Source organism: Arcticibacter sp. MXS-1 (assembly GCF_041902385.1).
GTDB lineage: Bacteria > Bacteroidota > Bacteroidia > Sphingobacteriales > Sphingobacteriaceae > Arcticibacter.
This window is the reverse complement of record NZ_CP169244.1, coordinates 2,007,936-2,024,105: the sequence shown is the minus strand read 5'-3', so window position 1 is coordinate 2,024,105 and position 16,170 is coordinate 2,007,936. Positions and strand designations below refer to the sequence as shown.

The window sequence follows — 16,170 nt, the reverse complement described above, 5'->3', positions numbered from 1 at the left end:
TAGAAGATAAACATGTCCGACAGAATCATCCCTTTGCTCGTCATCAGCGCGTTGCTGCTCCTTATTGACTGGTATATTTTTAACGCAATCTCAGAAATACGCAGAAATAAAGCTAAAAAAACAAATCGCTTTCTCAACCTTATCTGGTGGGGCTACACTGCACTTCTCATCCTCGGCGTGTTCGCCAGTATATTTTTCAACCTGATTCTGTCTGTGCGGGCGATTATCCTGGTCGCTTTTTTCATCACTTTTGTAACCAAGGTATTTTTCCTTCCATTCCTATTTCTGGACGACATCAGAAGGGGCATCGTTTGGGTCAGGAGAAAAGCGCGGTACAGCAAGTATAAAAGCGCCCCTGAACAAGGCTTGCAAAGCGAGGGTGCTGAACGCGAACAGCGGGCAGAACATGCCTCTTTGCCTGAAAGAAAAGAAGAGGAAAAAATAAGCAGATCTGAGTTCCTGGTAAAAGCGGGTATAGCGGTGGCTGCTATTCCATTTGCTTCGCTTACCTGGGGAATAGTTGAAGGAGGCTATGACTACCGCATAAAACGTCAGACACTTTACCTCCCTAATCTTCCAAAGGCGTTCGACGGAATAAAGCTGGGGCAAATATCAGACATCCACTCCGGCAGCTTTTATAACCGCAAGGCTGTGCTGGGGGGAGTTGAAATGCTTTTAAAAGAAAAACCTGACTTTATCTTTTTCACAGGCGACCTCGTAAATAACATCGCCAGTGAAATGAAAGATTATCAGGATATCTTTTCAAAAGTCAAGGCACCTCTGGGGGTCTTCTCTGTCCTGGGTAATCATGACTATGGCGACTATTATTTCGGACGTGATCCCTCTCCTGCGAAGGCAAAAAACCTGGCGGCCATTAAAAGCATCCACAGGACCATGGGCTACGACCTGCTCCTGAATGAAAACAGGCGCCTTAAAGTAGGCGGCGAGGAAATAGCAATACTGGGCGTTGAAAACTGGGGAGCTGGTCGTTTTGTAAGACATGGGCGGCTCGATCTCGCAGTAAAAGGCACAGATGATGCACCTGTAAAATTACTGATGTCCCACGATCCTTCACACTGGCGTGCTCAGATATTAAATCGGCCCGACATCGATGTTACATTCAGCGGCCATACTCACGGTATGCAATTTGGAGTAAGGACGAAGGAATATCAGTGGAGTCCTGTGCAGTACATTTACAAGGAATGGGCAGGCCTTTATAAAGAAAAGACACAGCAGCTGTACGTCAATGTAGGATACGGATTTTTGGGCTACCCAGGGCGCGTTGGAATTTTGCCTGAAATTACGATATTTGAATTAAAGCGATCATAGCATTCATTTAGAAGACATTACATGCCCGACCCCAAGTCTATATTATTAATAAAAACCACTAGACAATGCGCAGATTTTCTTCTATTCAGTAATCTATTTATTGCTCTTTGTGCTGTTGCACAAGCGCTTGTGACATACCAGCTGCTTCGCATAAAGCCCGACCAGCATGTTCTTGCTCTCTTATTCTGCTCTACCCTGGCTTTATACAACTTCAGTATGCTGCTATCAAGGCCAAAAGAGCCCAAGAAGTCACCTTTCCGGCGAGTGCGATGGATATTTGGTCATTACCGGCTTACTGTCACATTAACCATCATCGCCATCATATCATTAATCCCCCTCACCCTGTTCCTGTCTGTTTCGTCTCTTGTCCTTTTATTCTTCCTTGGGGTAATCTCCGTAGCCTACAACCTGCCGCTCTTCTCGATGAATGAAAAAAGATTCGGGCTTAGGAATATACCGGGACTCAAGTTATTTCTTATTGCGACAATATGGTCGCTCAGCTGCGTACTGCTGCCAATTGTAGAGACAGCAGCACGGCATGAAATCACAATTTCAGCAGCAGATACCATCCTGCTGGTTGGCAAACGCTTCCTCTTTATCGCAGCCATTACGGTTCCCTTTGATATCCGCGACCTTTTTGAGGACCGAAACCATCACCTCAAGACCATACCGGTAATGCTCGGAGAAAGGAAGGCATATCTTTTTTGCCAGATACTCCTTCTTGCTTACATTGCACTCCTCCTGCTTTTTACCAAGGTTCCCGACGCGAACTTTTGGGGACTTAGCCTTACTATCGTTCTAACTGGCTGGCTCATCTTTAAGTCCGCAGCTAAAAAGACGGAGTATTACTACTTCTTCTATCTAGACGGGATGATGATACTTCAATACCTCTGCGTGCTGGCTCTGAATCTGATCCTTTGAGCCTCAGATCACAAACTTATAACCTACCCCTCTTACCGTCTGCAGATAATGCGGCGTATCAGGGTTGTCTTCGATCTTCTTTCTAAGCCGTACAATGTGCATGTCTAAGGTTCTGGTATTCACGTCGGAGTTATAACCCCATACTACCATCATCAGATCCTCCCTCTGGATCACTCTATTTGCGTTCTTGAGAAAATACAGCAAGATGCGGTTCTCCAGTATCGTCAATTCAACACGCTGGCCGTCTTTGAGCAGGGAATGGGTATGAGGATGATGCTCCATGTTTCCAAAGCGGGTCACCTCACTGCGCTCGTTATTTACCAAAAACTTCACCTTGTTCTCGAGAAGAGCTACGAGGACGTCCATATTAAAGGGCTTCGTTACGTAGTCAGATACTCCAAAGTGATATGCGTCTATTTTGTCGACGTCCTGAGCCTTCGCGGTCATCATGATGATGATCTTCTCAAACCCCTTATCCCGCACTGCCTTGCAGATCTCTGAGCCCTGTTTACCCGGAAGCATCCAGTCGAGCAGTACAATATCCGGCTGTTCGTCGAGTATCAATTGTTCTGCGCCATCGCCGGAGGCACATTCCAGAATCTCGTATCCTTCGTTCTGTAGTCTGTGAGCAACGAGGAACCTCAGGTTCTCATCGTCCTCAACTATTGCAATCTTAATTTCTTTATTCATTTCTACGTTAATGGCAAGATGACTAAAAATTCAGACCCCTCTCCTACTTTACTCTTCACAAGGATCTCTCCGTTCATAAAATTAATGAGTTCTTTACAAAACGCCAATCCCAAACCCACACTACCCTGCTGATTATACTGGCTCTCTATCCGGTAAAACTTCTTGAATACATTTTCCATTTCGGACTTCGGGATACCGATGCCTTTATCAATGAAGTAAAACAAGACCCGGCCCTTATCCGTCCTGACTCTTATGTCAAGGAACTTCTTCCCCGGAAGTGAATACTTATAGGCGTTATCGATCAAGTTCTGAAAGATGCTCGAAAGCAGCACCGGATCTGTATTCAGGGCCTCTAGCCCCGTTATTGAGTAAGAAATAACAAAGTCAGGATATTTAAGACGGTAGGAGCCCGACATGTTCCCGATGAACGTATCAAGATTGACCAGCTCCTTTTTGACCTTGATCGATTGATTCTCAATCTGGGTAAAGGAGAGAAGTTTGTTCATAAGATCGTTCAGCTTATCTGCCTCCTCATCTAATATCTTTCCATAGTGCGCCCGTTCGCGGTCCGACAGGCTTGCCGCACTCCGGATATTATTTCCGGCTATCTTAATAACGCTCACAGGGGTCTTAAACTCGTGAGTCAGATTATTTATGAAGTCGTACTGCAACTTGAACATACGACTATTAATGTGCAAGTTCCTGTATATCAGGTAGGCGATAGAGATAAGTGTAAAGTAAATAAACAGAATCACCAGCGCAACAGGAATAAACCTCCGGTAAATTTCAGCCCTCAGGTGGTGCTGGGAAGAGGTAAAGAACAACTTGTAATCGGCAAAAGCCCCCGAGAGAGGCAGTTCAGTGGTAACGATCTCCGGGTTCGTGTCCATCAGCTCGTAAACTACCGGCTTGATGCTGATGTGCTGGTAGAGTTCCTGATGGTTATTCCGGATCAAAAGCTTAGCAGGATTCAGCAGAAAAGAGATGATGTCCTGCTCAAACACCGGCGACCTTGGCAGCTTCTTGAACATAAGATCTTTGAATGTGCCCATCTCCTCCTCCCTCGGAATGTTCATAAAGGTGACGCGGTTGTGCGTTACATTATAGAACGTGCTGAGATAGTCCGCCGAGTTAGGAACCATAGAAGTATCGGCTGAGGCAATATAAGCTGAGAACTTTACGGCCATCCTGTTAAACTCGTCCATCTCCCGGACAGGAGGGTTCTTATTCCAGCTAGTCTTAATTAAAATCGTAGAATCCGGCTTCCCCTTCGCAAAAAGATAGATCGCACGGGGAGCGATGAAAAGATTATCAAACCGCCGGCTCTTTGCGTCACCTCCGTTACTGATCTCCGTGTCATAGAAGATCACTTTTTCAACAAACGAGTATTTCCGGAACACGGTATCAGAATAACGTGCAGCTGATGCTGAATCGAGGTAGCCCTGGTAAAAAGATATTTCAGGCACCCTGTTCTGAAAAAAGTCATTGTAAGGCTTCAGAGTCTCCTCCAGCACGTCGATCTTCCGGGAGTTAAACTCGTTCTCGACATACCTCCGGGTAAGATGATGAGCAAGTATGAGCGCCACTAACAGGGTGAGAGCGGTAAGGACAAGGAAAATAGCATTTAGCCAACTCGTTCGCCGGTACTGAGACTTTCCGTTCGCCATTCGCTTATTTCTTTAAATTATTCTGAAGAAATAGCTCCAGTTGCCTATAGAACTCCACCTGATCCTCCGGGCCTGGACTGCTGGTTGTTTTCCGAACGAGATACGTGATCGGAATCTTGCGGTTCTTCAGTTCCTTCACAAACTGATTGGTCTCGTTTACGTTTACTCTCGGATCTTTCATATCCTGAGCGATAAGCACAGGCGCCTTAATCTTGTCGGTATGAAAAACAGGCGAAACAGAGCGAAAATAGTCAATTTCGTGCTCTGGATCTCCTACCATTTCGTAATACATCTGGAGTACTGGACGGACATACGGAGGGACGGCCTTGATGTAAGTGAATAAGTTCACAAAACCGGCCTGTGAAGCCCCGCATTTGTACAAGTTGGGATGAAAGCAGAGCCCGTAAAGAGCGCTGTAGCCGCCGAAAGCGGTCCCGTATATGGCCACACGGTCCTTATCGGCTATTCCCGTTTTGATCAGCCAGTTTACGCCAGCCGTAATATCCGTCTGTATGTCACTCCCCCACTTCTTGAAGCCGGCTATCCAGAACTTCTTTCCATACCCCTTTGAGCCCCTGTAGTTGATCTGTAACACGGCGTAGCCCCTGTTTGCAAGGAACTGAACTTCCGCATTAAACCCCCATGAATTCCTCGAAGAAGGCCCTCCATGCGGAATTACCACCACCGGCAGGTTCCTGGGCTCAAAACCCAAAGGCAGCGTGAGGTACCCGTTGATTTCCAAACCGTCCGCGCTCCTGAAATGAACAGGCTGCATTTTGCACATCTGATCGCTTCTGATAGACGGGTTCAGATCACTCAGCTTTCTGAGTTTTCCTGTTATTCTGTTGTATAAATAGAACGCGCCTGGCGACTTGTCGGTAAAGGTCCGGACGATAAACTTCTCCTCCAGGCTGTCCTGATCGGTTACTCTGATCTCCGAATTCGGCAACAATTTCTCCAGACGGCCGTACATAGCGCGGGCGGAATCGTGAAGGTAATGCCGCCCCCCTTCCAGGTCTCATAACCAGCATACATCACCCGATGCCTCCGAGGTGAATAACCCGCTTCGCTCACGTCGACTGAATCATGACTAAATATCGTACGGATCTCCCTGCCCGTGGAGCAGTCCAGCTCCACCAGAGCGGTCTTGTCCCTGTTCTGGTTAGAAAGGGCGAATATCCTGTTCGATCTCACATCCGAGAATCCCACGGGTGAGATCCTTGTCTTGAAGTTGTTGGTAACCACAGGACGAAAAGATGCCCGTTCATCGGGTCTGAAAAGCAAGGTTTCATTCACGCCGTCGCTGGCCAGTGCGAGTCGTAAGCGCCCCTCTTCGTCGGCAATCCACTGGATCACGTTGCCCGGATTTTGCTCCGCTATACTCAGTTTCCCGGTAGCGAGATTAAGACGGTAAACGTCAAAAACTGTCGAATCTCTTTTATTCAGCGCAATCAGCAGCTCGTCTTTTACCACATTACTTTGATTCAACAGCCTCAGCCGTGCGTTCCTTTCCGAAAGGAGGTGTCTGAAATGCGATCCATCACGATCTACCGCAAAGAGGTCTGGATCACGTCCCTTGCCCTGATCTTTTAAATAAACCAGCTCGCGATTGCTTGCCCAGAAATAGGTGGCAATATTAAAATCAAGCTCATTGCTGACCCTTGTGACATGACCGCTGCTCAGGTCCTGCACAAAGACATTCATATACTTTTTATAAGGTTGAAGAAATGAAATGAAGCGGCCATCGGGTGAGATCTTGAAAGCCGTTTTCTCAGGATTACGAAAGAAGTCTTCTACCGGCAAGAGGCTTGCTCGCTTTTCTCCTGTGCAGGAAAAAAGCAAATACACCACCATTAAGAGGAGATATGTCTTAAGCTTTCTTATCATAAACTTTCACAGATAAGACATTCTATTCCATAGAACCCACTTCTGAAACCACTAAAATACACGTTTTGATCTCTCGGGGACGTAACAATTAAAATACAGCCTGAGCATCAGCCAGATTAATAAAATTAAGCCCGCATGCACTTATCCTGCGTTTAGTCGTTATATTGACTGAGACTATAACACAATGAAGGTTTCTCTGATCGTGCTATTTGTAATACTGTGCCAGCCCTTGCTGGCACAACCAGAATCAGCTGAACAGCAGGCTTCGCAGTATTATGCAATGGGCGACTGGGAAAAGGCGCTGCCGCTTTACAGAAGTTTATTTCGGAACGGCCAGCAACTACAGTTTTATGATCAGTACCTGAACGTATTATTGAAATTGAAAAAATACGAAGAGGCTGAACTTCTAATCAAAACACTCCTGAGCCGCGAAGCGGAGAACCATATTTATCAAGTTGACCTCGGACGGGTGTGGCAGGAAAAGGGAGAGCAGCAGAAAGCCGACAGCTGGTTCAAAAGCCTGATCAGGGAGTTGCCGTCGAACGAGTACGCTGTTCGGGATCTGGCCATCTCTTTTTACCGCACAAATGCCTACGACTATTCGGTCAAAACACTCCTGGCAGGAAGAAAACTACTTAAAGATGAGGCGGCATTTGCATTTGATCTGCTGTCGCTTTACCGTTTCCAAAAGAACAAGGCCATGCTGGCAACTGAATATCTGGAAATCCTGGGGCGTCAACCGGATCCGGCAATCCTAAGTCAGGCTAAAAACACAATGGCTTCCATGTTCGACTCGCCGGAAGATTTCGACCTGCTAAAAGCCCCTCTTCTCCGCAAAGCACAAAAGGCCCGCTCCAATCCGGCTTACATGGATCTGCTGGCCTGGACATACCTGCAACAGAGGGACTACGAGGCGGCCATAAAGCAGACGGCCCTGATAAACCATGAGCTGAAGGAAGACGGAGAACGGCTATATGAGCTTGGCTTAATGCTCCTGTCGGAGAGGAAGTACCCCTATGCAGAAAAAACCTTTGAACAGGTAGTGTCGCAGGGGGCCGGGCAGCAGTTTTACATCCCATCCAAAATTCAGCTCTTAAAGATCCGTCACCAGATGCTTACCGAAGGAAGCAACGGATCTCCCGATCCCGCCCGCCTTGAAAAGGACTACCAGTCTTTACTTGACGAGTTTGGCAAAAACACAGCTACGGTGTTTGCTATGAGACAGCTTGCTAACCTCTATGCATACTATTTGAACAGCCCTCAAAAAGCAGAGCTCCTGCTGGAGGAAGCAATCAAGCTCCCTCAACTGCCCGGCCCCGTCCGTGGCGATATAAAGCTGGAACTTGGAGATATCTACGTCCTGACGGGAGAGCCCTGGGAAGCTGCTCTGGTCTACGGGCAGGTGGAAAAGGAGTTTGCAGGAGAGCCGAGAGGCCAGGAAGCTAAGTTCAGGAATGCCAGACTCTCTTACTATCAGGCCGATTTTACATGGGCCAAAGCACAACTTGATGTCTTAAAAAGCTCCACATCCCAGCTTATCGCAAATGACGCACTTAATCTAAGCCTTCTTATCACTGAAAACACCTCCTCCCAGGCCGACACAAATGCCCTGAAAAAGTACGCTGAAGCTGAAAGGCTGATCTTCTGCAACCGGCTGCAACCGGCAGTCAGTCTGCTCGACAGCATCGACGTCCTCTATCCTGGAAACTCACTTTCCGACGACATCCTGATGTTGAAATCCTCCGTGTATTTGAAGCAGAACAACGTTGAATCTGCAATCCGCTGCCTTACTACCATAGTAGACCACTACTCGTTCGATATCTGGGCAGATGATGCGCTTTTCAGGCTTGCTGACCTCTACGAAACCCGCCTGAACGACAAGGAGAAGGCGAAATCTCTTTACCAGAAGCTGATAACCACCTTTCCGGGCAGCCTCTTTGTAACCGAGGCCAGAAAGCGATTCAGAAACTTAAGGGGCGATAATCTTGGATAGCTCAGACCTTGGTGATATCTTCGCAAATGATTTTGTATAATATTACTGTTATCGTCGAAGACGGTCTGAGTGATGAATGGCTGTCATGGATGAATGAGAGCTTCATTCCCACTGCAATGTCGAGCGGTCTTTTTCAGTCCAACCGGCTGTTAAGGGTACTTGGATCGCCGAACGAAGGTGAGACCTTTTGCCTTCAGTTCACATGCGCAGAGCTTGAAGCATACAATTCATTCAAGGACTCATATGAGAAAGGTCTCTTTGAAAAGCTTCACGGCCGCTTTGGTAACAGACTGGTATCGTTTAATTCCCTAATGGAGCTGGTAAACTAACACTAATGACATTTATAGAAACAGACCTGCCCGGCGTCGTCATCATTGAGCCAAGAGTATGGAAAGATGCCCGCGGTTATTTTTTTGAAAGTTACAACGAGAAGAGCTTCACTGAAGCTGGAATAAGCCCATCTTTCGTTCAGGACAATCAGTCTTTTTCTCACAAGGGAACCCTCAGGGGCCTCCATGGACAATCAAACCCATTCGCACAGGGAAAGCTCGTCCGCGTTATTCAGGGGCGGGTGCTCGACGTTGCGGTCGATATCCGAACTGGTTCTCCCACTTACGGAAAACACGTGAGTGTGGAATTAAGCGGAGAAAACTTCCGTATGCTTTGGATTCCACCTGGCTTTCTTCACGGATTTGCTACACTCGAAGACAATACCATTTTCACCTATAAAGTGACCGGGCTGTATGATAAATCGTCTGAAATAGGAGTCCGGTGGGATGATGCCACGCTGAACATCGACTGGCAGCTGAGCCGGGAAGAAATCATCATCTCCGAAAAGGATGAGGTGCTTCCCCATTTTAAGGATTTTAAGAGTCCGTTCTCCCTCTAAGGGTACGGACTCTTAATCTTCAGAGGACCGGAGAATAACTCGCTGTGCCCGTTTCCATTTTGTTTACGAAGTTGTCAACTGCGTCTACATCGATATGGAATTCAAGAGGACTCTCCGCCACTTTCCATACCATCAGCTTCTCGAAAAAATTAAGTTTCTCGAACATCAGTTCGCCACCCAGAAAAGCTCTTGCCTTACTGTGATTGCGAAGCTTGGTCGAAAACGCGCTTTCAAACTGTACGTCCTCCTGGCCCTTCAAAATGCAGCATATGAAGAGGCCTAACTCCTTGTCAAGGAGCAGTTTTTCATTTTGTTTGCAGAAGACCTTTACCGGGTTCTGAATCATTCCAAAATAAATCGGCCCGCCAATGATCACGCGGTCGTAGTCACGTATGTCGGGATTCGGGCACTTCATGAGGTCAAAATATCCCGTTTCATAGTCTTCCAGTCTATATCCGATTAACTTGGCTACTTTCTCAGTCGATCCATTCTTCGAACAGTAAACAATTGCAGTCTTCATCTCTTTTCAAATAGTATTTACGAAAGAATATATCGGAACAAGCTCTCAATATCTCGTATTAAGGGTAAAAATAGAGCTAGAAATAGCGAAAAAAATGACCGCCGACATTATTGGGAATAAAACCTATCCTTAAACAACAGAGGGGAGAGCGTGTGATGCTTTCCCCTCTGTGAGATCTCGTCAATCGCGTCTATTTTATTAAGTCATACAGCTCGTCGAGCTTTGGCGACAATACAATCTCGATCCGCCTGTTGCGGCTTCTGGCCTCCGGTGTGTTTACATCCTCTATGGGCTGGAATTGTCCTTTTCCGGTAGCGGTGATACGGGTACTTTCAATTTTCTGAGCCTCCGTGAGGTAGCGAACAACAGAGGTGGCACGCAGGACGCTCAGGTCCCAGTTATCCTTGATCTGGCCCAGGTTTACCACGCGCTGATTGTCGGTATGCCCTTCAACTGATATGTTGATCTCCGGTTGCGTATTAAGAACAGTTGCAAGTCCGGCAAGGGCCTGCTTGCCTTTTTCATCAATCACGATGCTGCCTGTGCTAAACAGAAGCTTATCCGTAAGAGAAACATATACCTTACCGCTTCTGATCTCCACCGACAACCCGCTTTGCTGAAAACCCAGGAGGGCTTTCTGAAGCTTATCCTTTAGTGCAAGCGTTGCCTCATCCCGCTTGCGCAATATCTCTTCCACTTCTCTCAGACGTGCTTCTCTTTTCTTCAGATCCTGTGAAAGCCTGTCGCTGGCTGCCCGCAGGCTGGCATTATTTGAATTAAGTCCGCTTACCTTTGATGATAAACCTGCAATTTCGCTATGAAGCAGGGCGGTATCAGATCTCAGGCGGGCGAGCTCATCCTCCAGACTTGTGATCCTGTTGTTTGCACCGGTCAGTGCCGACGAGAGTGAGTCTCGCTGTGCAACCAAGCTTTTATACTTCTTCGGCGACAGAACAACGCATGAACTTGCGCAAAGAGTAATAAACAGAAGAACAAATATCCTTTTCATCGTGCAATATTAACAAATCGCATTTCTCAAAAAAACCATAAAAGGATATAATTTTTCGAAGAGACCAGTTAAACGGAGCGAGGCATCCTGCTTCGTCAGATCTTTGTCTGCGATGTTACGGGTAGCTGTGAAGCTTTTCAGCTTCAAATAGTCTATACCAGGATGATCAGAAGCATAGCCTTTGGGAACTGTTTTCAGCTTCCCTTCCTGATCAGGTTCACCAAAAGCGGAAACAAAATCCGCGCTTTGCACGATGTCCGTCCAGTCGTGCAAGTTATAATCTATTTCCTGCCTTATCGCTTTCAGCTCATCCGGCTGAGGGAACCATGCCCCGCCCGCAATGAAGCTCTTGCCCGGCTGTATATGGAGATAATAGCCCGGACCTTTAAAGTTCTTTCCGTTGGCAGAAACAGCAACGCCGAAATTTGTCTTATAGGGAGTTTTATCGTGACTGAAACGAATGTCGCGGTAGATCCGCATCACACAGTCCCTGGGATCAAGGTCATCTGGGACTGTTGGATCAAAAGCAGAGATGCCCTTTATCAGCTCCGCTGTAAAAGCCATCACGTTCTCCCTCGCTGATTCGTATTCGGGCTTGTGAACCAGGAACCACTCCCGGTTGTTATTTGCCGCAAGAGCAGCTAAAAAAGAAAAAGTTGAAGGATCAAGCATCTTGATAACAAAAACATGAAAAGAGATAAGTTCCGGAGGAATTCTAATTATCCAGTTCTGGATGGTATTTCACCTTTGGTGATAGCCAGTGAAGCAGCACAACCCGCGAGTATCTGAAATTGAGAGGGGCAAGAACAAAAATGATTGAGAAAAGCACCCCTAAATATAGCCACGGCGAGTCGCTTCCGCCGCTCAGATAAAACGTCAAAATACCTGCGGTCACAACCTCTGCCACATTAAATGCGTAGCTTACGTACATGGCAGCATAAAAGTAGCCGGGTTCAACCTCAAACTTAAATCCGCAGTGAGGACAATACTCATGCATCTTTTGCGAGCCGAAGGTATATGCAGGACCTGCATAAATATTGCCCCTCCGGCACTTAGGACATTTGGCCTGCAGAACAGCCTGTAATTGTGGTGTCTTTGACATTACAATTTAATTAGTTCATATGAATACGCTCGTTCTTCATATTCAGAGCAACATTCTTTTTTCTGTACTTCTTATACCACAGAAAACCAATTCCCGCCACTGCCAGATAAGGGGCAGCAAGAAGATACAAGATGCCGTCATTAAGTCCCTTGCCCTGCGTGTTGCCGTTCTTGACCGAGTTCTCGGCATTCAACGTACACATTGCACACTGTGCAGCAGCACGACCTCCGGCCGATATCAAAATAAACATAAAAATCGCACAAACAGAATTCTTAATCACTTTCATCTTCAATCAGTTTTCGCGTTAAAAAGTATAGTAAGGAGAGATCATCAAGTACACCAGAACGCCGGTCACGGTTACGTAAAGCCAAATCGGGAAGCTCCACCTGACCAGCTTCCTGTGCCTGATCACATTCATCTGCAGACCGCTGTAAAAGCTCAATAACACTAACGGCAAAACAACAGCAGCCAGTATAATGTGTGTAATCAAAATGAAATAATACACATATCTGATTGCCCCGGCTCCCCCGTATGTGGTCTGGATTCCCGTTGCGTGAAAAATAATGTAGGAGACCAGGAACAGTGAAGAGAGCACAAAAGTGATAATGTTCAAAATTTTATGCGTTCTGATATTCCTGTTCCGGATCTGAAGCAGGGAAACGATCAGCAATACACTGCAGGTACCGTTGATGATCGCATTTAGCCTGGGCAGGAAAAACACCCAGGAAGGGACAGCTGCGCCTGCTGGGAACAGGGTGATCACCTTGCTCTGCAGGATCAGCACAACGAGGAATACAAAGATCGATACCCCCGTTACAATTCTTAAAATAACTTTGTCGTTCATGTACGAATTATTTGGATCGCTAAAGATCGGCAACTTGCCGCAATTCCTCAGCAATCAGAACCTTTATTTCATCACGCAGCTTATCAACCTGCTCCTTGCTCGTAGCCTCATAAAAGCCACGAATGCGCCTTTTCGTGTCAACCAGGATCAAAAGCGGCCTGTGGATGACAGCAGAACTGTCGGCCCTGTAAACGTCGACCAGAAACTCCCTCTTCGCCCAGGTGTATATCGTACCCCTGTCCCCCGTCAGGAAAGTCCATTTCGACATCGGAATCCCGTATTGTTTTGAATACACTGACAGCACCTCAGGCTGATCCTTCAAAGGATCAACTGAGACGGAGTAGAAATGAACGCGTTTGTTCTTCAGATAGTCCCGCGCTACCGATGCCATACTTTCGTTTGCACGCGCGCAGGAAGCGCAGGAGGTATAGAAAAAATTAAAAATAGCGATCTGAGTAGTATCTTCAGGATAGGCAACTGCTGCTGCAGACTGATCAACCAGGTGGAAAGGGGCTACCTGATGATAAATAGTATCGGGTATCTTTTTGCCCCGTTTATAATGAAAGGTAGCTGCTACCTCCTTGGGACCGAAGATCTTAAGGGGCCTGTACCTGTTCTTCCCCTTATCCTGGAGTAAAAAATACAAAAATCCCGGCACCGCTAGAATAGATGCCAGGATTAACACTTTCTTTAAAGATGTTCTGCTCATTGATTCATGTGTACGTGCAGGTAGGAGCCCTCGTTAAGGACGAGGATAATGAGATACACAATAAATATAAGAGATACGACAATGGTCGTGATTAAAGTCATGCTCTCAAACTTCAGGTGCATGAAATATGCAACAATATAATAAGCCTTCAAAAGTGTCAGCACAATATAGGTGAAGTTCGCAATCCCATGAGGAATAATTCCTTTATGAACCAATACCAGCGCAATAAAGAATTCAAGGGCCGTAATACCAAGCAGGTAAAAGAATACCTGCCAGATCTTCCCTTTCGACATACTCGCATGTTCTGCATGCTCATGTCCGTTTGTATGTTGTTCTGATGCCATTTCTTAAGACTCCTAAAGTTAAACCAGATAGAAAAACGTAAAGACAAAAACCCAAACCAGATCCACGAAGTGCCAGTACAAGCCGACCTTCTCAATCATCAGGTAAGTGCCTCTCTTTTCAAACACATTACCGAGGGTCATGAATAAGATGATAATATTAATGACAACGCCGCTAAACACGTGGAAGCCGTGGAATCCCGTAATAGTGAAGAACAGATTTGCGAACTGCATGGCACCCACAACATCGACGCCTTTGTAGTGTTCAGGAATACTTCCCCACCAGTACCCTTCGTGGTGCAGGTGAGCCCACTCCCCGGCCTGGCAGCCCAGGAAAACAAGTCCACCAAGGATAGTAAGCACCATCCAGTTCACAACTTCCTTTTTTGAGCCCCTATGACCGGCTTCAACGGCCAGCACCATGGTGACCGAGCTCATAATAAGAATAAAGGTCATGATCCCCACAAAAACCAGCGGGTAGCCGTGATCAGCCACTCCCGGAATAGACTGGAATACTTCATCAGGATCAGGCCATGATACCTTACTGAAACGTTGTGCCCCATAAAAAATCAACAGAGCTGAGAACGTGAAAGCGTCTGACAGAAGGAAAAACCACATCATCAGCTTTCCGTACTCTGCATTTAAAGGCGACTTGCCACCGCTCCATGCTCCTGTTTTAATTTCATCTAATTGTGAAACAGTAGTACTCATTTTTCAATTTATTGGTTCAATAGTAAAAAAACATATAGGTATATCCACAGCAAGCCAAGAAAGTGCCAGAAGATGGATGTAAGCTCCAAATTGAACAGATTCTTTACTTGCGGCACATTCTTCACCTTGGCCCAGTACGCATGTACAAGCATCAGCAAGCCTCCTGCAATATGAAGCAAATGCGCTCCTGTAAAGACATAGAGGAATGACTGCGACGCATTAGGATTAACAAAGTACACTCCCTGTCCTACAAAGTACTGCCAGCTGGACAACTGCATCGCACCGAATAAAAGACCCAGAGCGATCGTGATAAGCAGGAAAAACTTCTGCTTGTTAAACTGCAAAGCTTTTGCCGCTCTTGAGGCCTGGACCAGTGTCAGACTGCTAATGATGATCACGGCTGTACTGTACGTAAATATCTGAGGCAATACTATCTTAAGGCCTCTCGCAGGATTTCCACCTGTATAAACGATGTATCCGCTAGTTAAAGCAGCAAAAAGCATGAACGAGGTGATCACAAACAACCACATCAGGAATTTCTTTGGCCTTAAGTTCAACTTATCCTGCTCCATCTGCTTCTCCGCAACTGAAATCATATTTTAACAATAAAATCAAACAACAATACTAACTGCACTACAGGCAGGTATATGAACGAACAAAACATGACCTGTTTCGCCGAAGCAATATCCAGTTTTCTGGATAGATTGATCCCATACCAGCAGAAAAAAAGGCTGCAGATGAGGGACACCGCTCCGACTGTATATCCGCCAAAGCCCATAATGGTGGGCAGCAAACTAACCGGAATCAGGATAAATGTAGAAGCTGCAGTAAACCAGGCGCTTGTCTTGTCTCTTTTCTGAGAGGGCAGCAGCCTGAATCCGGCCTTCTTATAATCATCGTCCAGCACCCATGCAATAGACCAGAAATGAGGGAACTGCCAAACGAACTGAATGAGAAATAATACGATAGGAACCCATGAAATCTGCGGCCGGTCGAAAGATGCAAAGTACCCGATCAGTGGCGGCAGCGCTCCGGGAAAAGCTCCTATAAAGGCGGCGACGGGACTCTTCCGCTTCGACGGTGTGTAAACGAAAGCATAGAGAAGAATAGAAAACAAGGCGAGCACACCCGTAAGCACGTTCAGCCTCATCAAAACAAGTGTCCCGACCAACCCCATGGAAAGGCTAAGGACAAGGGCCTGCCCGGTGGTCATCCTTCCGGCAGGAATCGGCCGATCGCTTGTCCTGCTCATCAGCTTATCCAGATCCTTCTCAATAATTTCGTTAAACCCGTTTGCCGCACCGGTCACGAGGAAGCCGCCGATGGTGAGCATAAGCCAGTTACTCCATGTCACCAGCTCCTGCTCCCGGCTGCCAATCAGAAACGAAACAGAAGCAGAGAAAACAACGAGAAAAGTAAGACGTAGCTTAATCAGCTTTTTAAAGTCAGATATAAAACTTCCCTCCGCAACCTTATTGACACTAATATTTAAATCTGATGCTACTTCCTGCATGGTATTTCTATTAGACAAGTCGGGACTAAAGCCCCGACTGATTTC

General features: G+C 46.5%; 20 protein-coding genes. 5 read left to right on the top strand and 15 right to left on the bottom strand.

Going from position 1 to position 16,170, the window contains the following annotated elements; all coding sequences use genetic code 11:
• Nucleotides 1-12 precede the first annotated feature (12 nt).
• Nucleotides 13-1,329: a metallophosphoesterase gene (locus tag ACES2C_RS08785; protein WP_374166577.1), complete on the top strand. Its 1,317-nt coding sequence runs from the start codon at nucleotides 13-15 to the stop codon at nucleotides 1,327-1,329.
• Between the two features lie 129 nt (nucleotides 1,330-1,458).
• Nucleotides 1,459-2,250, top strand: coding sequence for a UbiA family prenyltransferase (locus ACES2C_RS08780; protein WP_374166576.1), 792 nt, complete (start codon nucleotides 1,459-1,461; stop codon nucleotides 2,248-2,250).
• Between the two features lie 3 nt (nucleotides 2,251-2,253).
• Here the strand turns inward: ACES2C_RS08780 and ACES2C_RS08775 are convergent, their stop codons facing one another.
• Genes ACES2C_RS08775 through ACES2C_RS08760 form a run of 4 tightly spaced genes read right to left on the bottom strand, consistent with a single transcriptional unit; the run spans nucleotide 2,254 to nucleotide 6,494 of the window.
• Complete coding sequence (locus ACES2C_RS08775) at nucleotides 2,254-2,940, bottom strand: response regulator transcription factor (RefSeq protein WP_374166575.1); 687 nt, start codon at nucleotides 2,938-2,940, stop codon at nucleotides 2,254-2,256.
• Between the two features lie 2 nt (nucleotides 2,941-2,942).
• A complete protein-coding gene (locus ACES2C_RS08770; protein WP_374166574.1) occupies nucleotides 2,943-4,607 on the bottom strand; it encodes a sensor histidine kinase in 1,665 nt (554 codons plus the stop codon).
• A 4-nt stretch (nucleotides 4,608-4,611) separates the two neighbouring features.
• Nucleotides 4,612-5,580 carry an alpha/beta hydrolase family protein gene (locus tag ACES2C_RS08765; protein ID WP_374166573.1) on the bottom strand — a complete coding sequence of 323 codons (969 nt, stop codon included), beginning with the start codon at nucleotides 5,578-5,580 and terminating at the stop codon, nucleotides 4,612-4,614.
• On the bottom strand, nucleotides 5,532-6,494 hold the full coding sequence (locus ACES2C_RS08760) for a TolB family protein (RefSeq protein WP_374166572.1): 963 nt from the start codon (nucleotides 6,492-6,494) through the stop codon (nucleotides 5,532-5,534). Before ACES2C_RS08760 ends, ACES2C_RS08765 begins: the two co-directional genes overlap by 49 nt.
• 184 nt (nucleotides 6,495-6,678) lie before the next feature.
• Here ACES2C_RS08760 and ACES2C_RS08755 point away from each other — a divergent pair, with 184 nt between their 5' ends.
• The 3 genes from ACES2C_RS08755 to rfbC are packed head-to-tail and all read left to right on the top strand — an operon-like array spanning nucleotide 6,679 to nucleotide 9,376.
• Entirely contained in the window at nucleotides 6,679-8,487 is a 1,809-nt protein-coding gene (locus ACES2C_RS08755; RefSeq protein WP_374166571.1) for a tetratricopeptide repeat protein, read from the top strand.
• Between the two features lie 26 nt (nucleotides 8,488-8,513).
• Nucleotides 8,514-8,816, top strand: a complete 303-nt coding sequence (locus ACES2C_RS08750; RefSeq protein WP_374166570.1) for a DUF4286 family protein — start codon at nucleotides 8,514-8,516, stop codon at nucleotides 8,814-8,816.
• Nucleotides 8,817-8,821: 5 nt separating this feature from the next.
• Complete coding sequence (gene rfbC / locus ACES2C_RS08745) at nucleotides 8,822-9,376, top strand: dTDP-4-dehydrorhamnose 3,5-epimerase (RefSeq protein WP_374166569.1); 555 nt, start codon at nucleotides 8,822-8,824, stop codon at nucleotides 9,374-9,376.
• Nucleotides 9,377-9,395: 19 nt separating this feature from the next.
• On the opposite strand, the gene ACES2C_RS08740 is transcribed toward rfbC, so the two are convergent.
• The 11 genes from ACES2C_RS08740 to cyoE all read right to left on the bottom strand — a co-directional run bounded on the left by ACES2C_RS08740 (nucleotide 9,396) and on the right by cyoE (nucleotide 16,125).
• The gene (locus ACES2C_RS08740; protein WP_374166568.1) at nucleotides 9,396-9,896 is read right to left on the bottom strand and encodes a flavodoxin domain-containing protein; all 501 of its coding nucleotides are present in this window, start codon (nucleotides 9,894-9,896) and stop codon (nucleotides 9,396-9,398) included.
• Nucleotides 9,897-10,086: 190 nt separating this feature from the next.
• Nucleotides 10,087-10,905: an OmpA family protein gene (locus tag ACES2C_RS08735; RefSeq protein WP_374166567.1), complete on the bottom strand. Its 819-nt coding sequence runs from the start codon at nucleotides 10,903-10,905 to the stop codon at nucleotides 10,087-10,089.
• 9 nt (nucleotides 10,906-10,914) lie between these two features.
• A complete protein-coding gene (locus ACES2C_RS08730; protein WP_374166566.1) occupies nucleotides 10,915-11,577 on the bottom strand; it encodes a DUF2461 domain-containing protein in 663 nt (220 codons plus the stop codon).
• A 43-nt stretch (nucleotides 11,578-11,620) separates the two neighbouring features.
• A complete protein-coding gene (locus ACES2C_RS08725; RefSeq protein ID WP_374166565.1) occupies nucleotides 11,621-12,007 on the bottom strand; it encodes a DUF983 domain-containing protein in 387 nt (128 codons plus the stop codon).
• Nucleotides 12,008-12,017: 10 nt separating this feature from the next.
• Nucleotides 12,018-12,257 carry a hypothetical protein gene (locus ACES2C_RS08720; protein ID WP_374166564.1) on the bottom strand — a complete coding sequence of 80 codons (240 nt, stop codon included), beginning with the start codon at nucleotides 12,255-12,257 and terminating at the stop codon, nucleotides 12,018-12,020.
• Nucleotides 12,258-12,311: 54 nt separating this feature from the next.
• Complete coding sequence (locus ACES2C_RS08715; RefSeq protein ID WP_374166563.1) at nucleotides 12,312-12,851, bottom strand: DUF420 domain-containing protein; 540 nt, start codon at nucleotides 12,849-12,851, stop codon at nucleotides 12,312-12,314.
• 19 nt (nucleotides 12,852-12,870) lie between these two features.
• Nucleotides 12,871-13,560, bottom strand: coding sequence for an SCO family protein (locus tag ACES2C_RS08710; protein WP_374166562.1), 690 nt, complete (start codon nucleotides 13,558-13,560; stop codon nucleotides 12,871-12,873).
• Complete coding sequence (locus ACES2C_RS08705) at nucleotides 13,557-13,904, bottom strand: cytochrome C oxidase subunit IV family protein (protein WP_374166561.1); 348 nt, start codon at nucleotides 13,902-13,904, stop codon at nucleotides 13,557-13,559. Before ACES2C_RS08705 ends, ACES2C_RS08710 begins: the two co-directional genes overlap by 4 nt.
• A gap of 18 nt (nucleotides 13,905-13,922) precedes the next feature.
• Nucleotides 13,923-14,612 (bottom strand): cytochrome c oxidase subunit 3, encoded by a 690-nt coding sequence (locus ACES2C_RS08700; protein ID WP_374166560.1) that lies wholly within the window; start codon nucleotides 14,610-14,612, stop codon nucleotides 13,923-13,925.
• An 8-nt stretch (nucleotides 14,613-14,620) separates the two neighbouring features.
• Nucleotides 14,621-15,208: a heme-copper oxidase subunit III gene (locus tag ACES2C_RS08695; protein WP_374166559.1), complete on the bottom strand. Its 588-nt coding sequence runs from the start codon at nucleotides 15,206-15,208 to the stop codon at nucleotides 14,621-14,623.
• Entirely contained in the window at nucleotides 15,205-16,125 is a 921-nt protein-coding gene (gene cyoE / locus ACES2C_RS08690) for a heme o synthase (RefSeq protein WP_374166934.1), read from the bottom strand. Before cyoE ends, ACES2C_RS08695 begins: the two co-directional genes overlap by 4 nt.
• Nucleotides 16,126-16,170: the final 45 nt, after the last annotated feature.

Bases quoted from the DNA above. Each gene is read 5' to 3' on its own strand.
- ACES2C_RS08705 (WP_374166561.1), bottom strand. From the start codon at position 13,904: ATGGCATCAGAACAACATACAAACGGACATGAGCATGCAGAACATGCG.
- ACES2C_RS08750 (WP_374166570.1), top strand. From the start codon at position 8,514: ATGATTTTGTATAATATTACTGTTATCGTCGAAGACGGTCTGAGTGAT.
- ACES2C_RS08770 (WP_374166574.1), bottom strand. From the start codon at position 4,607: ATGGCGAACGGAAAGTCTCAGTACCGGCGAACGAGTTGGCTAAATGCT.
- ACES2C_RS08740 (WP_374166568.1), bottom strand. From the start codon at position 9,896: ATGAAGACTGCAATTGTTTACTGTTCGAAGAATGGATCGACTGAGAAA.
- ACES2C_RS08695 (WP_374166559.1), bottom strand. From the start codon at position 15,208: ATGATTTCAGTTGCGGAGAAGCAGATGGAGCAGGATAAGTTGAACTTA.
- ACES2C_RS08760 (WP_374166572.1), bottom strand. From the start codon at position 6,494: ATGATAAGAAAGCTTAAGACATATCTCCTCTTAATGGTGGTGTATTTG.
- ACES2C_RS08785 (WP_374166577.1), top strand. From the start codon at position 13: ATGTCCGACAGAATCATCCCTTTGCTCGTCATCAGCGCGTTGCTGCTC.
- ACES2C_RS08775 (WP_374166575.1), bottom strand. From the start codon at position 2,940: ATGAATAAAGAAATTAAGATTGCAATAGTTGAGGACGATGAGAACCTG.
- cyoE (WP_374166934.1), bottom strand. From the start codon at position 16,125: ATGCAGGAAGTAGCATCAGATTTAAATATTAGTGTCAATAAGGTTGCG.
- ACES2C_RS08700 (WP_374166560.1), bottom strand. From the start codon at position 14,612: ATGAGTACTACTGTTTCACAATTAGATGAAATTAAAACAGGAGCATGG.
- rfbC (WP_374166569.1), top strand. From the start codon at position 8,822: ATGACATTTATAGAAACAGACCTGCCCGGCGTCGTCATCATTGAGCCA.
- ACES2C_RS08710 (WP_374166562.1), bottom strand. From the start codon at position 13,560: ATGAGCAGAACATCTTTAAAGAAAGTGTTAATCCTGGCATCTATTCTA.
- ACES2C_RS08755 (WP_374166571.1), top strand. From the start codon at position 6,679: ATGAAGGTTTCTCTGATCGTGCTATTTGTAATACTGTGCCAGCCCTTG.
- ACES2C_RS08715 (WP_374166563.1), bottom strand. From the start codon at position 12,851: ATGAACGACAAAGTTATTTTAAGAATTGTAACGGGGGTATCGATCTTT.
- ACES2C_RS08735 (WP_374166567.1), bottom strand. From the start codon at position 10,905: ATGAAAAGGATATTTGTTCTTCTGTTTATTACTCTTTGCGCAAGTTCA.
- ACES2C_RS08765 (WP_374166573.1), bottom strand. From the start codon at position 5,580: ATGTACGGCCGTCTGGAGAAATTGTTGCCGAATTCGGAGATCAGAGTA.
- ACES2C_RS08725 (WP_374166565.1), bottom strand. From the start codon at position 12,007: ATGTCAAAGACACCACAATTACAGGCTGTTCTGCAGGCCAAATGTCCT.
- ACES2C_RS08720 (WP_374166564.1), bottom strand. From the start codon at position 12,257: ATGTTTATTTTGATATCGGCCGGAGGTCGTGCTGCTGCACAGTGTGCA.
- ACES2C_RS08730 (WP_374166566.1), bottom strand. From the start codon at position 11,577: ATGCTTGATCCTTCAACTTTTTCTTTTTTAGCTGCTCTTGCGGCAAAT.